The organism is Brevibacillus panacihumi W25 (assembly GCF_000503775.1).
GTDB lineage: Bacteria > Bacillota > Bacilli > Brevibacillales > Brevibacillaceae > Brevibacillus > Brevibacillus panacihumi_A.
The window spans coordinates 1,898,405-1,913,082 of sequence record NZ_KI629782.1; the positions used below are offsets into that span (position 1 = coordinate 1,898,405).

Annotated in this window: 15 protein-coding genes; 4 read left to right on the top strand and 11 right to left on the bottom strand. The window is 49.1% G+C overall.

Annotated elements, in window-relative coordinates:
* Positions 1-46 precede the first annotated feature (46 nt).
* The 7 genes from T458_RS38465 to T458_RS57755 form a co-directional block, all read right to left on the bottom strand.
* A complete protein-coding gene (locus T458_RS38465; protein ID WP_023556370.1) occupies positions 47-1,039 on the bottom strand; it encodes a helix-turn-helix transcriptional regulator in 993 nt (330 codons plus the stop codon).
* Positions 1,040-1,118: 79 nt separating this feature from the next.
* A complete protein-coding gene (locus T458_RS38470; protein ID WP_354702681.1) occupies positions 1,119-1,571 on the bottom strand; it encodes a DinB family protein in 453 nt (150 codons plus the stop codon).
* 89 nt (positions 1,572-1,660) lie between these two features.
* The gene (locus T458_RS38475) at positions 1,661-2,218 is read right to left on the bottom strand and encodes an NADPH-dependent FMN reductase (protein WP_023556372.1); all 558 of its coding nucleotides are present in this window, start codon (positions 2,216-2,218) and stop codon (positions 1,661-1,663) included.
* A 54-nt stretch (positions 2,219-2,272) separates the two neighbouring features.
* The gene (locus T458_RS38480; protein WP_023556373.1) at positions 2,273-3,559 is read right to left on the bottom strand and encodes a TRAP transporter large permease; all 1,287 of its coding nucleotides are present in this window, start codon (positions 3,557-3,559) and stop codon (positions 2,273-2,275) included.
* Positions 3,556-4,038 (bottom strand): TRAP transporter small permease, encoded by a 483-nt coding sequence (locus T458_RS38485; protein ID WP_252989799.1) that lies wholly within the window; start codon positions 4,036-4,038, stop codon positions 3,556-3,558. Before T458_RS38485 ends, T458_RS38480 begins: the two co-directional genes overlap by 4 nt.
* 17 nt (positions 4,039-4,055) lie before the next feature.
* On the bottom strand, positions 4,056-5,114 hold the full coding sequence (locus T458_RS38490; RefSeq protein WP_023556375.1) for a TRAP transporter substrate-binding protein: 1,059 nt from the start codon (positions 5,112-5,114) through the stop codon (positions 4,056-4,058).
* 159 nt (positions 5,115-5,273) lie between these two features.
* On the bottom strand, positions 5,274-5,405 hold the full coding sequence (locus T458_RS57755) for a hypothetical protein (RefSeq protein WP_023556376.1): 132 nt from the start codon (positions 5,403-5,405) through the stop codon (positions 5,274-5,276).
* 52 nt (positions 5,406-5,457) lie between these two features.
* On the opposite strand from T458_RS57755, the gene T458_RS38495 reads away from it, so the two are divergent.
* The 4 genes from T458_RS38495 (at position 5,458) to T458_RS38510 (ending at position 8,467) form a co-directional block, all read left to right on the top strand.
* Positions 5,458-6,285, top strand: a complete 828-nt coding sequence (locus tag T458_RS38495) for a methyl-accepting chemotaxis protein (protein ID WP_023556377.1) — start codon at positions 5,458-5,460, stop codon at positions 6,283-6,285.
* 61 nt (positions 6,286-6,346) lie between these two features.
* Entirely contained in the window at positions 6,347-7,009 is a 663-nt protein-coding gene (locus T458_RS38500) for a Crp/Fnr family transcriptional regulator (protein WP_023556378.1), read from the top strand.
* 22 nt (positions 7,010-7,031) lie between these two features.
* Positions 7,032-7,685, top strand: a complete 654-nt coding sequence (locus T458_RS38505; RefSeq protein WP_023556379.1) for a Crp/Fnr family transcriptional regulator — start codon at positions 7,032-7,034, stop codon at positions 7,683-7,685.
* Between the two features lie 149 nt (positions 7,686-7,834).
* Positions 7,835-8,467 (top strand): TetR/AcrR family transcriptional regulator, encoded by a 633-nt coding sequence (locus T458_RS38510; protein ID WP_023556380.1) that lies wholly within the window; start codon positions 7,835-7,837, stop codon positions 8,465-8,467.
* A gap of 101 nt (positions 8,468-8,568) precedes the next feature.
* Here the strand turns inward: T458_RS38510 and T458_RS38515 are convergent, their stop codons facing one another.
* From T458_RS38515 to T458_RS38530, 4 genes are all read right to left on the bottom strand, one after another.
* On the bottom strand, positions 8,569-10,338 hold the full coding sequence (locus T458_RS38515; protein ID WP_023556381.1) for an amidohydrolase: 1,770 nt from the start codon (positions 10,336-10,338) through the stop codon (positions 8,569-8,571).
* A gap of 186 nt (positions 10,339-10,524) precedes the next feature.
* Entirely contained in the window at positions 10,525-12,234 is a 1,710-nt protein-coding gene (locus T458_RS38520) for a methyl-accepting chemotaxis protein (protein WP_023556382.1), read from the bottom strand.
* Positions 12,235-12,410: 176 nt separating this feature from the next.
* Positions 12,411-13,556, bottom strand: coding sequence for a Ger(x)C family spore germination protein (locus tag T458_RS38525; protein ID WP_023556383.1), 1,146 nt, complete (start codon positions 13,554-13,556; stop codon positions 12,411-12,413).
* Complete coding sequence (locus T458_RS38530; protein ID WP_023556384.1) at positions 13,543-14,670, bottom strand: GerAB/ArcD/ProY family transporter; 1,128 nt, start codon at positions 14,668-14,670, stop codon at positions 13,543-13,545. The genes T458_RS38525 and T458_RS38530 overlap by 14 nt, the downstream gene beginning before the upstream one ends.
* Between the last annotated feature and the right edge of the window lie 8 nt (positions 14,671-14,678).

The window sequence follows — 14,678 nt, forward strand, 5'->3', positions numbered from 1 at the left end:
GGCTATACATGGCCTGAGCGAGTTCCTATTCATTCTTCGCTATTCGCTACTCCACATCCGCTGCCGGCGAAGGCAGCAACTGCTGATAATGAGCTGCCATTTCCAGTGAGACCTCTACCATTTTCCTGATCAGGACTGTCGGCTCCACGATGCGAATGGCCCTTCCATAAGGGAGCAAAAAATACGGCACATAGCTTAGGAACGAATCAGCCCCCAGCTCGAAGACTGCCTCCCCCGCCATCCTCTGTGCAAGGGTGTGACCAAACAGCCAATGCTTGCAAAGCTCGTCGAGGGCATGCTCATGTCCTTGTATTCGAACTGTCACCAGCGATTCGTCTGCCTTGGAGCCAGGAAGCAGGGATGAGAGCAAATACTCCTTGGCAGAAAAATCAGCAGGGCGCTCGAAGACTTCGTCAGTCCGGTTGACCGCGACAATCCGGTCAGCCCGAAAGCTGCGCAGCGCTTTTCGCAAATGGCAGAAGCCTACTGTGTACCAGCTTCCCTTCCAATATACGATTCCGTACGGGTCAAAGCGGCGGGTGACGGACTCCGTATCTCGTTCCTTCCTATATGTCAGATCTACGGACACTTTTTGCGACAGTGCTTCCTCCAACGTCTGCAGGAAAATAATCTGCTTGCTATCAGGAGGATGATGAATCACTGCCAACCCTTCCGCATGTTGGTCCATGCGCTCCTGTTGATCCTGGGTGGTGTATTGCTTCAACTTTTTCATAGCCCGATTGAGGTCTTCTGTGAACGGATACCCCGTTTCTCTGGCAAATATAGAAGCATGCATGAGCGCTTTTTGTTCGTCCTGATTGAACAAGAGCGGAGCCTTGGAAAAGTGATCCATAATCCGGTACCCGCCGTGATGTCCTGCTTCCGCAATGATCGGAACGCCGCTGGCACACAACGAATCAATGCAGCGGTAGACTGTGCGGATATGAATTTCCAACTCGTCCGCCAACTGCTGCGCTGTCATTCTCCTCCCTGATCTGAGCAGCCAGAGAATGGACAGCATGTTGTCTGCCTTGGACATGTCCCTATCACCTCGTTTTCATCGCGAACTCGTTTTGCCCATTCTACCATACGGCCATTTTCTGGTATAGCAGCTTATGTTAACCGAAAATACTCGGGATCTCCTTCATGCCTGCCTGCCGCATCAACACTGTCATTTGACCACGATGATGGGCCTGGTGTGTGATCGTCAGTCGGAGTGAATCTCCGTTTCTCCACTGTCCTCCGGCGATCTCCTTCACCTCCAGAAGACTGGCATCATCCCATTGTGTCATGACGGCGTTCAGCATCTCCCTGCTGATGGCGCGGTATTCTGCCGCAATCGCAGCTGCACTCGTCGGTTGCTCGGCCTGCGGTGCAGGAAAGCTAAGCCCCATGCTGCTCATGTAGTTAATCGATTGGACCAGATGCCAGGCGATCTCTCCCAATGTCCAGTGTCCTTCTGCAACCCGCTGATTCAATGCCTCATCCGTCAAAGCCTCCAGCAGTTTGACGGTTATGGCTGACTCCTGCTCCCACTCTGCGGCAAAATCGGCTACTTTCGTAAACATCATCCATTCCTCCCTCAAATGAACTCGTACATTCTCCAGTATAAAAAACCTTCACTGACAGGATTAGTCAGTGAAGGTTTGGTTTTTAGACTCTATTGGTTTGATACACTTGAAGCACCTTTCAGCGCGGTCTGCATATGCACCAGTTCTTGCGCCAGGTTGCTGATTCTGCTTAAGACATCTTCATCGATAATCTCATTTTGCTTGTTGAAGTGGTCCGCATGAGCGTAGACGAAGCCCGGTGCGACGTACGCACGGAAATATCCCGCGATTGGCTTCAACTGATTTTCGATAACGAGATAATGCTGATAGGTGCCGCCATTCGCTACGAAGCCCATCACCTTGTTGCGCATCGCCTGTGGAGGTATATGGTCGAACAGATTTTTCAATGCCCCGGTCATGGAGCCTTGGAAAATCGGTGTACCAATCAGATAGAAATCCGCCGATGACACAAGATCGATTACCTTTTTGGTATCGTCCGGGTAGGCGGCCGGATCTCTTCCGTCACACAATGACATCTGATAATCCCGTAGGTCCAGCATCTCCACGTCGATCTCCGGAGCAAGCTTCTTTGCCTCATCCAGTACCTTTTGCACCAGGATACTTGTTTTGGCTCCGATGATCGTTCCTGATATCCCCAGTAATTTCACGTTGACAACCTCCTTTTCCCTGCCATGTATATGTGTTTGGCTATTTGTTTTAGACTACGTCGTCAGTCCCAGCATTCGCGGCACCAAGAGGACGGCATCTGACCAGTACGTAATGATGAATAGGATGATAATCGCTACGATTAAGAACGGCATGGTCGCCTTGACCAGTCTCTCGAACTTCACCTCTGCGATGGAGGAGACGATAAACAGGCCGGTACCGACTGGCGGCGTCAGCAATCCAATCGTCAGGTTAATACAGATGATCACCCCAAAATGGATCGGGTCGATCTGGAATGCTGTCACCAGCGGCATCAAGACAGGGACCAGGATAATCAGGGCGGCGATCCCGTCCAAAATCATCCCGAGCAATAACAGAAGCAGGTTGACCAGCAGCAAGAAGACAAATGGATTATCCGATATGGACAGCATCGTGTTCGCGATCAACTGCGGAATTTGTTCAAACGCAATCATCCAGCCAAAGATATTGGCCATCGCGATCAGGAACGTAACAGTCGCCGTGCTGATTACCGTATTGATGAAAATTTGCGGCAGCTGCTTCAGATCGAGCTCCCGATACAGGAAGGCCCCTACGATAAAAGCAATCACACAGGCAATCGCCGCTGATTCTGTCGCCGTAAAGGCGCCGCTCAAGATACCGAAAATGATTACGACCGGAACCAGCAGGGCCGGCAGCACGCTGACCGTACTTTTGACCATCTCATTTGCCGTTGCGCGATCGCTTTTGGGGAAGTTGTGCTTGTACCCCATATAAGCGATCAATCCAATAAACCCGATGCCATAGATGATTCCCGGGATGATCCCCGCCATGAAAAGGCCACCAATAGAGGAGCCGGATAAAGTACCATAAATGATAAAAATCATGCTTGGCGGAATGATCGGCGCCACGATGGAGGAGGCAAGCGTCAGAGCTGATCCAAAGTCCCTCGTGTAGCCTTCCTTCTCCATCTCCGGAACCATGACCTTGCTCATCATCGCAGCTTGTGCATTGGCAGAGCCCAATATGGAAGCGAGGAACATGTTGGAGATGACCGTTACATACGCCAATCCTCCCCGCACATGCCCCACGAACACGCGGGCAAACTTGACCAGGCGCGTCGTAATGCCCCCTCCGTTCATAAGCTCACCCGCAAGCATGAACAGCGGAATCGCCAGCAGCCCGAAGTTTTCCAAGCCGGAGAAAAGGCGCATCGGAGTAGACGTAAGCAGCGTCGTATTGCCCATGAGGAAGAAATAACAGATCGTGATCATGCCCAAGACGAGAGAAATCGGAATCCCGATCACCAGAAAAAGAAGGAAGAGCAGTATTACCAGGACGGTCATTGGACTTCCTCCTTTCGGAACATCTCGATCAAATTGGACAATACGTGAACCGCAGCACAAGTAAGTCCGACCGGTACAGCGCTAAACGGAATCCACATCGGCATGAGCAGGGCGCTGGACTTTTGGAACGCGACCCCGGGAGACAAGACCCATTGATAGCTGTAGTAGAGCATGAGTGCAAAAAACAGCAGAATCAGGATATGACCAATGATCAACAGGATTTTTTGTACTCTCGCAGGCAAGTAATCCAGCAGAATGGTAACAGCGGCCTGGGACTTGTACTTCAGTCCCAGGCTGCCGCCGATAAAGCTGACCCATATCAGCAGGTAGACAGATACTTCTCCCGCCCACGAAAAGGGCGCATTAAGCAAATAGCGAAAGACGACTGCTAACGTAACGACGACGGCCATTGCCAACATCAGCACAATGCCTAGGAGTTTTTCAATTCTGGATATGCCATCGCTCAATGCTTTCATCATGCTTTCCCCCTAGCTGGCTATTTGCGGAATGTATCCAGGAACTCTTTGATGAGAGGGTCTGTTGGACCATATTTTTCATCGAACTGCTTCATGTATGGTTCAAACAGCTTGGAATCGATTTCATAAATTTTCATGCCGTTGTCACTCAGGGTTTTCTTAAACTCTTCTTCCTGCCCTGCTCTCGTCGTTGCAGAGAAATTAGCCGCTGCGTCGATTGCTTCGCGGATAATCTGCTTGTCTTCTTCTGGCATCTTGTCGAAGTTTACCTTGCTCGCCATTGCGACTGCCGGCCACACCATGTGGTTGGTGACTGCGCCGTATTTTACGACCTCATAGTATTTGTTGGAGATCGCTGCATCCAGGTCCATGTCCATGCCGTCGATTACGCCTGTCTGTACAGCAGAGTATACTTCTGGCAGCGGCAAGCCTTCCGTAGCAGCCCCTGCAGACTTGTAGAAATCAGTCAGCGGCGGGCTCGGGGGGACGCGAAGCTTGAGACCGACCATATCTTCCGGTTTGAGAACTTCCTTGTCTTTAAACAGCATCACGCGCTGTCCCGCGAAGAAGTAGTCCAGGCCGATAAGCCCTTGCTCTTCGAGTGTGCCGAGGATTTTTTTGGAAACTTCCTCTTTGCGTGCTTTATTGGCCTCATCCAGGTCTTTAAAGGCATAAGGAGCCAGCCATGCTGCATAGGAAGGCGCACGGGAACTCAGATACGCTGCGGTGATGAAACCGAAATCTACAGAGCCGGAAGCGATTTGCTGCACCATGTCGGCTTCTGTCCCCAATTGGCTGGACGGATAGATTTCCAGCTTCATGCGGCCGCCGGAACGTTGATCCAGCTCATCTCGGAACTTCTCAGCTGCCAGATGCCACATATGTGTCGGCGGCGTGATATGAGCCAGTTTAAAGTTGTAGGTAGGCTTGGCAGCGTCCGTGGAAGGCGCAGCATCACCAGGCTGTGAAGGCGCTGGCTGTGAAGACGTATTCGTTGCTCCCCCGCCACAGGCAGTTGTCATCAGCACCAGCAGAGAAACGCTAATCAGGGAAGCGCCCCATTTTTTGAACCTCTTCATTGTTTACCCCCAAATGTTTAAATTTTTGATGATAAATGTCGGAAAAATGCAAGATTCCGGCGGTGCCATGAAATTGCCACTAATCCGATTTTACTGAAATATCAGAAGTGTCTATGTAAATTGCTTAACGTATTATCCCAGTTTTTTGGACAAAAAGTGCTACTCTTCGGCATCATTTGTAACCTGTTTAACCTTTTTCTCCGCTTTTTTTCCTACTGTACTCCCAATGGACTGTAAGTTTCTAAATTTTTTATTTATAATGAGATCATAGACAATTCCTACAATTCGCATTCTACCATGCTCCTGGAACAAAAAACACTGTTTGTGAAGGAGTTTGAAAGTGATGAGCCTGCTCGAGCAAGTTGTTCGCGTCTCTCCCCTCATGCATAAAATGGTTCTGTGCTTCGAGGAGGATTTTACCATGGGAGTGACCAATCGAGAGAGATTCCTGACTTATATCGCAGGACAATCCTTGCGTTTTGGCTTATCCGTCGACGATCCGATCCGTGAAGGAAGTCTCGCCAATTTCATCTTGAAAAATCAAAAACCAATCAGCAAAGTGATGGACTCATCTGTGTACGGAGTCGCGTATGTTGCTGGGGCAATTCCCATCGAGGAAGACGGTGCCGTCTGTGGCGCCCTTGTCTTTGGGGTCAGCCTTGACCGCCAGAACAAGCTGGCTCAGATTGCCCAGCATCTATCAGATATTGTAGAGGAGGTCTCCGCGCAATCCCGCGCTATGCAGAACGGTGCGGAATCCTTGTCCTCCCACAGTGAGCGCCTGTATCAAACCATGACGCTGATGCAAGAGCATTTGCATGCTACATTTACGGTTCTGAAATCCATCTCGCAGATCGCCAGGCAATCAGAAGTCCTGGGACTTAACGCCTCGATCGAAGCGGCACGCGCCGGAGAACATGGAAAAGGCTTTTCCATCGTAGCTGGAGAAATGCGGCGGCTTGCGTTGCACTCAAGTGATTTGGCAAGGGATATTTCCGACAAGCTTTCTTTTTTGCAAAATGAGATGGCCTCTTTGTCCAACATGGTCCTGGATTCCAAAAATCTCTCCAATCAGCAGGCACAGGGCATTGTCGAACTGGCTTCCTCGATTCATGAGGTTACGGAAGAGGCGCTGCACCTGCAGCAAATGTCACAAATTCAAGGGAAGTAGTCTGCTGCACATTTGAATAACCTTTTTTGAGGCTTCAATCCAAGTGGAAGGAGTGTTCTCTATGGTAATTCCTTATGAAACAGACGCGAAGTGGGAATCATTCCTGAAATACGGAACCAGGCAATTTTGGAAACGAAAAACGGTCATTTACAAGCAAGGCACAATGGGAGAAGGTTTTTACTATCTCCATAAGGGCTTGGTCAAGATTGTATCCACTACCGTAAAGGGAAACGACCGCTTGCTCAATATTGTCGTTCCCGGACAAATTCTGGGGATACAATCCATGGACCAGCAAACGCATTTCACTTCTGCCATTGCCGCCAAAAACTCGGTCGTCTACCATTTTTCCTGTTGTCAGTTTCAAGAGATGCTGAAAGTGCAGCCGGAGCTATTAACCCTTTTAACACAAACAATCCACCAAAAGATGCGGACTCTCGTATCCGCGATAAATATGAAGGCGCTTACATCTGAAGAGCATATTGCTACTCTTTTACTGAATATCTGCGAGGAATACAAAAACTACGAGGTTCCTCTCACCCAGCAGGATTTGGCTGACTGTGCAGGGCTGACTCGAATCACAGTCTATAAAATTTTAAGACAGTGGAAAGAACAAGGCATGGTGGAATTCCAAAACCGGATGTTTACCATCAAGGACCCCGACCTGCTGCGTGCGACAGTGTACCCTGACACAGCACCGGTAATCCCGTCGATCTGCGCGCGTTGATCCTTGGAAAAGGAGTGAATTCATGACGAATCTTCGCTACCAGTGGTCTCCTTACCTGATGTACGGACAGAAGATGGAGGTGAAGAAAAATGTAGTCGTGTATCGCCAGGGAGAGCAGGGAAAAGGCTTCTATTACCTGGATCGCGGCGGACTTAAAATCATTCTCCTTTCTGCCAACGGACATGAACGAACGATAGACTACGTGCCTGTCGGGATGCTGTCAGGCGAGCATGGCGCTTACAAGGGCTCCTACTTGACCTCTGCCATTACGACGAATCCCTCTATTTTGTACTACTTTTCCGATGAAGCATTGAACAATATCTGCATGGATCATCCCCAGGCAGCCGTGTTGTTCACCAATTCGCAAATCTTTAAAGTTCGCCTTTTGGCCGAGGTGATTGCTTTTCAGGACAGTCCGGTGGAGCAGCAAATGGCGCATTATCTGATCCGTCTGCACTCGATCCATCAAAATGAAAACGTCCCGATCGACCAGACCTCCTTTGCCCGCTATATCGATGCCTCCCGCATCACGGTCAACAAAATCCTGCACAAATGGAAGGAAATGGGAATCATCGAACTTTCCCATAGAGGGGCAATACGCATTGTAGAAATAGATAAAATGAACGAGATTGCCACTCGGGAAGAAGAAAGCGTAGGCATCTCCTTATGGAAATAGGACTTACTATGGGATCTGCCAGCGACAGCGGCAGATCCCTTCCGTTTTCTGACCCAGAATGAACCTTTCGAATCAGGATTTTCAATCTTGATTTTAGTATGTTGATGGAATTAAACATCATTGGAAGGTTACAGTGAGGTGATCGGGACATGTCGACAAATCAAGGAAAAAAGGCCGAGGAAACCAGACGAAATATCCTCTCCGCTGCGGAAGAGCTGTTTATGACCCGCGGATACGACGCTGTGACCATGCGCGAAATTGCCAAAAAAGCGGGATGCTCGCATACCGCCATTCACATTTACTTCAGAGAAAAGGAAGCACTCCTTCTCGAACTCTCCCTCCCTATCCTGAACGCCCTGACAAAGCAGTTGGACGATATCATGAAACAAATAGGGCTTCCCCATGAGAAGCTGACCACTCTCAGTCTCGCGTTGATTCGCTTTGGTTTGACCCATCGCAACATGTATCCCTTTATCTTTACGGTCAAATCCTCCCCCGTCGATGAAGCGACTAAGCCATTGCTGGATATCAAGCATGTACGTCAGGAAATCTTCGCGAAATTCAAGCAGGCCATTCAGGATTCGTTGCCCTTCATAGAGAATGATGAGCGACTTTTGACAAATGTCCACATCCTTTTCTATACGCTGCATGGCATCATCGTCACGCATTCCTTGCCTGACGAAAGCGCCTTAGAGAGGATCGATCAACTAGCTCCCAGCTTTCGGGAAGCTTGTGATGTGCTGATCAGCGGGTTTCGCAGCAGAGCCATTCAGACTGAATAGTTTCCCTCCTTTTCGAAAAAATACAGACGGTAGTACACGAAAAAAAGAGGCCGGACCTCAATCAGGAAATTTGCTGATCGGGTCCGGCCTCATTCTGTTGACTACTTTTTATCCTGACGGCGGTACACTTCTCTTCCCTCTACCAAAGTAAGCAAGACTTGCACATCCTTGATTTGCGTCACTGGGATGGCAAACAGGTTTTTGTCCAGGACGATGATGTCAGCCTTTTTGCCCACTTCAATCGATCCAGTCACGTCATCCACGTGATTCGCGTACGCGCCGTCAATGGTGAAGCTGGCGATCATGTCTGGCAATGTGGCACGTTCATCAGGATTGGCGATTTTGCTTGGGTCGGTTTCTCCCTCTTCAATGCGGGTAATCCCTTGTTGAATGCCATGCAGCGGATTGAATTCCGGCGTCACGATGTAATCGCTCGATGAAGCGATATGGACGCCTTGATTGATAAAGCTTTTCATCGGGTATTCTTGCTGCGCGCGCTCATGTCCCAGGTACGGAACCTCAATCTCATCGTAATAGCCCTCTTCCTGCATGAACCAGAACGGCTGTACAATTCCGACTGCACCCAGCTTTTTAAACCGGGCAATGTCCTGCGGATTCACCAATTGCAGGTGAACCAGCGAGTGGCGTGAATCATGGGCGCCATTCTGCTTTTCAGCATATTCCATACCGTCGAGCGCGATGCGGGTCGATGCATCCCCGATGGAGTGGACATGAAGCTGGAAGCCGGCTTTGTCTGCCTCAGCAGCTGTTTTTTTGTAAATCTCCGGATTCCAGATCAGTTCTCCATTGGTATGCTTATGCTCATACGGTTTTTCCAGGTATGCCGTAGCACCCTCGACTACCCCGTCCATGAAGATTTTGACTGCATTGACCTGGAACAGCGGGTTTTGATTCCGCTCTCTGATTTTGACGAACTCGGCGATCTGCTCAGGTCCCTTGTCCGGATTGGCTGTAATCGCGTTGCGGTAGCGAATCGTCAGCTTGTTTTCTTTCGCCAGCTCTTCGTAAGCTTCCAATACGTTCGGATAACGCAGCATGTCGGGGTCGCGAACAGTAGTCACGCCGCGTTCGACCGCTTTGAGCTGGTATTCCTCGATGCCGCTCTTATACTGCTCGACGGTGTAACCGCCGATTTTGGCCAGTACCAGATCCATGGCCTTTTCGCGCAGCGTTCCCGATGGTTCCCCTGTCTTTGGATCGCGCTCGATAATGCCGCCCTCTGGGTTAGGCGTATCTTTGGTGATGCCTGCCAGCTTCAATGCTGCCGAGTTCACCCAGAGAGAATGGCCGTCATCAGACGTCAAAGCGAGAGGGACATCTGGAACCACCTTGTCCAGCGCTTCCTTTTTCGGACCGATGCCCGGCGCTACGGGATTGCTCCAGCCGCGTCCTTGCAATGTCTTTTCGTGCGGATGATCCTTCACAAAGGCTTCGATGATCGTGAGGTATTCCTCGATGGAACCTCCGTCATACAGGTCGATGGAATAGATCAACCCGGTGGTTTTGCTTGCGTGCGTGTGGCTGTCGATAAAGCCGGGCAAGATCATTTTTCCTTGCAAATCCGTTACTTTTGTTTTGCTTCCTATGTACTTTTTCGCGCCCTCGTCGGTACCGACATAGACAATCTTGTCTCCGCGAATCGCTACCGCCTGGGCGACATTGCGGTTCCGGTCCACGGTGTACACGACGGCATTCGTGAATACCATATCTGCTGGCATCACTTGTTTGACGCTGGCTGCGATCCCTTGCGGAGCTTGTCCCGCAGCTTGATTTGTCCCTTGGGCGAATGCCGATACCGGGCTCAACAGCACGGTCGCCAATAGGACGCTGGTCCATTTTTTCAGAAACATCTTGATCTCCACCTATCTGCGAACGATGAAATGAATAAGAGCTTGTCCATCCCTCCTCAATCAAGACGAGGGGAAATCGACAAATCTGATTGTAGCATCGCAAGTCTGAAAACTCCATTACATTCTGTCAGATTTATGCGAAAAGAAAAACGCAGGAGATTCCACCCTGCGCTTTTCTATATGAAGCTACACTTTGAACTGTACCACCAGGTTTTGCAGCCGCTCTGATATTTCGGTCATCGACGAAATCGAGGAAACCATCTGATTCATCACTTCTTGCGTATCTTCAGCGTCTTGCTGTGCTTTGTGCGTCATATCCGAAGCTGCTTCTGCCACCTGTACGACAGTTCCCACGGATTGCAGGACTTCCTCTGTACCTGCGGACATCTGGACAGTCGCCGTCGACACTTCCGACATTTGTCTGCTCACCGTTTCAATAGCTGAATGGATTTGCTGAAACGCATCACGTGCTTCCTCTGCCGCTTCCAGTCCCTCTTTTACATTTTGCGTTTCGGCGATCATGAAGGCAGAGACTTTGGTCGTTTCATTCTGGATTTGCTTGATCATCACTGCGATTTGTTCCGCTGCCTGATGGGATTCCTCCGCCAGTTTGCGAATCTCATTGGCGACAACCGCAAATCCACGCCCATGCTCCGATGCCCGGGCTGCTTCGATTCCTGCGTTCAGGGAGAGCAGATTCGTTTGCGCTGCGATACCGCTGATGACATTGATAACGGTCCCGATGGCTTGTGAGCTTTGATTCAAATGCTTGATCATTTCTGATGCCTGCAGAACATTCGTTGTGACCGTTTCCATTTTTCCGATGGATTGATCGATCGTTTGTTTGCCGTTTTCCGCCATTTCCCTTGCCAGGTTGGCAGAAGAGGTGACTTCCTGCGTGCTCGCGGAAATTTGCTGAATTCCTGATGACATTTGCGTCATCGAGGCGGAGGTCTCAGAAATGCTCTCTACCTGTGTTTCTGCTCCAGCCGCAATCTGCTTAACGGTCAATACGATATTTTCACTTGCTTGACTGGACTTTTTCGCCTGCTCAGCCAGTGCGTTTGCCGTCTCAGATACGAGTTGGGAATCATGCAATACTTCTTTGATGATGCCCTGGATGCTGTCAAGCATAGAGTTGAACTCTCGGGCTAGCTGACCAACCTCATCACGCGATTTCACCTGGAGGCGCTGCGTGAGATCACCGCCTGCATGGGCCATCTCGACCAGACGCCCTTTTACTTCATTGATTGGTCTGGCAATCATTCGCGTCAGTACAATGCCAAAAATCAGGGAAAGTAAGATCCCCGCGCCAATCAAAATGATCGTCAAATTCCTTGACTGCTCAAAGCGGCTAAGAGACTGCAGATACAGCTCCTGTGACTGTCTATCCTGCATCTCTACGAGCGAGGTAATCCGGTCTTCAATCGCTGCCTTCTGTGTTGCGCTGCTGTTCAGCTTCAGGATCAGACCCATCCGATCGTTGTTTTTCAGCAGTTTCAGCGACTCATTAATGCTGTTTTGGTAAGCATTGGTTAAGGTTTGCGCCCCGTCAAGTATTTCCCGTTCTTCCTCGGAGAGCGGCAATTGACCGTAATCGGACAAGCCTGTGTTCATCTTGGATTGATTGGCTATGACCGCTTGCTCCAGCTTGTCATAGTCTTGATCGAGTGAAGCGGCATTCATCAGCAGCACCGTATTTTCTGAGAGAGCCTTGTTTACAGACATCAGTTGGATAACCGGCAAAAATCGATCCTGGTACATGGCTTTCATATCTTCATTGATTCGGTTGAGTGAGACATAGCCGAGAAAGCCAATGCCCACCATAAACAGGCAAACTGCTGTAAAGACAATAATCAGCTTCTTTGAGATCGAGATGTGATAAAACCATTTCATCGTTAGATTCACCTTCTTGTATGTAAAATTAGTGCAACGTAGAAAAATCAGATAATTCCTGGTTTGAAAATACCTCCTCCTGTTCCCATTCCCCATTCCTCGACTTACTAAACCTGACCGAAGGAAATATTTGAAAAAGATAGCGCATCCCGGGATTTCTCCCAGGCCGCTATCTTTTAGTTGGTCACACTCAACCGGATAATGTTCATTTTCACCTTGTACGTAAATTTGGCCTGCTTGAATTGCTTCCGCCAATCCTCTTTTTTCAAATTCTTGGCATGGGACAGCGACCGATATTTTTCTCCGAAGCCGATTGGATCTACATCCAATTTCTGAAGCAGTTTGACAACCTCCGCCATCTTTTTTTCCATATTCTTTTCTACTTCTCGCTCAATCGTGCGCATGACTTTCTTGCTCTCGAAATTTACTTTATACCTCATCTCCGCCAGACGCGCGCTCATTTCAATCTGGACGTCAAATGTCGGCGGATTCGTTGAGACCAGTTTAACTGTTTGATTGCTGCGAATGGTATCGAGAACAATGGGAGTCATTTTTCCTTTGTTTTTAACTGATTTCAGATCCTTTGTCGGAATCGACAATTGAAACAAGCCCGTGCGAAATTGATCGCGCATCAGCTTGATAAAAAAAGCCTTATCAGGTTTCACCCAGCCAACGAATTTGTCATCTTTTAGCAAGGCAACCCCTTTGATTTTAATGCCGTCCCCTTTTTTCTCGATATATGGAAGAATCGCATCGCTTCCCTCCCCATAATAATCGCGAATGAACTCGTGAAGGGTAGGGGAAGGAAGCTGCTCTCCCCGTACGTTTTTATAAATCGTATAGTACAGATACACACCTAAATTCCCTTGCGCCGGGTAAGCGGCGTTTACGAGATCATAGGCATTTCCAGAAACAATCACGATGTAGGGGCGGATTCCCACTTCTACGAGATCGAGAGCTCCTGCAATCGGGTAGATTCCCTTTCTTGCAATATCCTCACTAAAAAGGACGATCCGCAATTGTCCCAGCCGAGGTCTACGATCGAGCTGCAGATCCAATGAATTCATGATCCCGTACAGCGACGATCCGGTCGCGGATACAATCTGATCCTTATGACTGACCATTGAACTGACAACAGGAGCCGTAATCGTCGCGCGGTAGAGATCATTTTTGATCAGATCAAATCCCATTCCTGTAATCAACGTCGTTTCGTCCAGCACATGAGTCGGCTCACAGCCGCTGATGAGAAGAACAGGCAGCATCGACAAAAGCAGCAGGAGTATTTCTCGTTTTGGAACACGTCGGATTTTACCCTGTCTCATGCGGCACCCCCTCCACCCCTCGCTTGCGCCGGGAATTCTTGATCACGACACAAAGATAGAGAAAAATCGGGTATATAAAGGAACAATAGAAGCTGACTTGCGAAGTAAATGAACTATAAGCGCTTGCCTGCTCCCGGGTGATAAGTGGCAGCGTGCCCAGGAAGACAACAAATAAAACGATCAGTGTAGACTTTAAATGGGACCATTGATGCATCCTCTTGAAGCCTCGCGCAACACTCCAGGTGAACAGCATCAGGTTCGGCATAATCACAAATAACCAGATCGACACGATGATCATCTCGAAGCGTTCAATAAAAGGCAAATGGATCATCTGCTGAATGGTCAATGTAGCCCAGGTGGTTTTCTCCAACTGTAACCTGCTGAAGAATGTCTGAGCCAAAACAATCAATATAAGGTAGATCACATTCGTAAGCAGCGCACCATACTGTGAGAAAACACGTGATTTCTCCTTATTTTGGGCGTACGGGTAAAGCATGTAGAGGATTTCAAAGCCAGTCAGCGACAAGGACATGCGTCTCGCTCCTTCGAGCAGTTCCGGGATTGTGGAATTCGCAATCGGAAATAGGTAGGACCACCTGGAGTGCTCGAAAGGAAAATACAGAAAACTGATCAGCCCTATGGTGAGAAGGAAACTAATAAAGGTATACCCTGTGATAACCCTGATGCCCCCAAGGATCGTGTAGAGGGCCAGTCCCAAGATCGTAGCTGAGGCAATCCACGTAGCCATTTCGGTAAACATCCACGTCTGCAGGACTTCAATGTAATCCCGCAGGATCCTGACCGTTACCATTACGTAATACAGCATATAGCCATAATTCAGCAGACTGCCGATCCCCTTGCCAAATACATCTATGTTGATTCCAAATAAATCGGAGGATGGATACCTGCCAAGAGTTCTGCCGATTATCCACATGACGAAATGGGCAGCCAGCCCTCCGAGAATGACTGATATCCATGCGTCATATCCGGTTTCTTTTACAATGATTCGCTGAAAGCCTAATACGCCAACCCCGACCTGATTCGAATAGATCAAAAATAAGAAGAGATAGGCAGGAATTTGATTAGATGCCTTGGGATATACGTTGATTTGCACGAACTTCT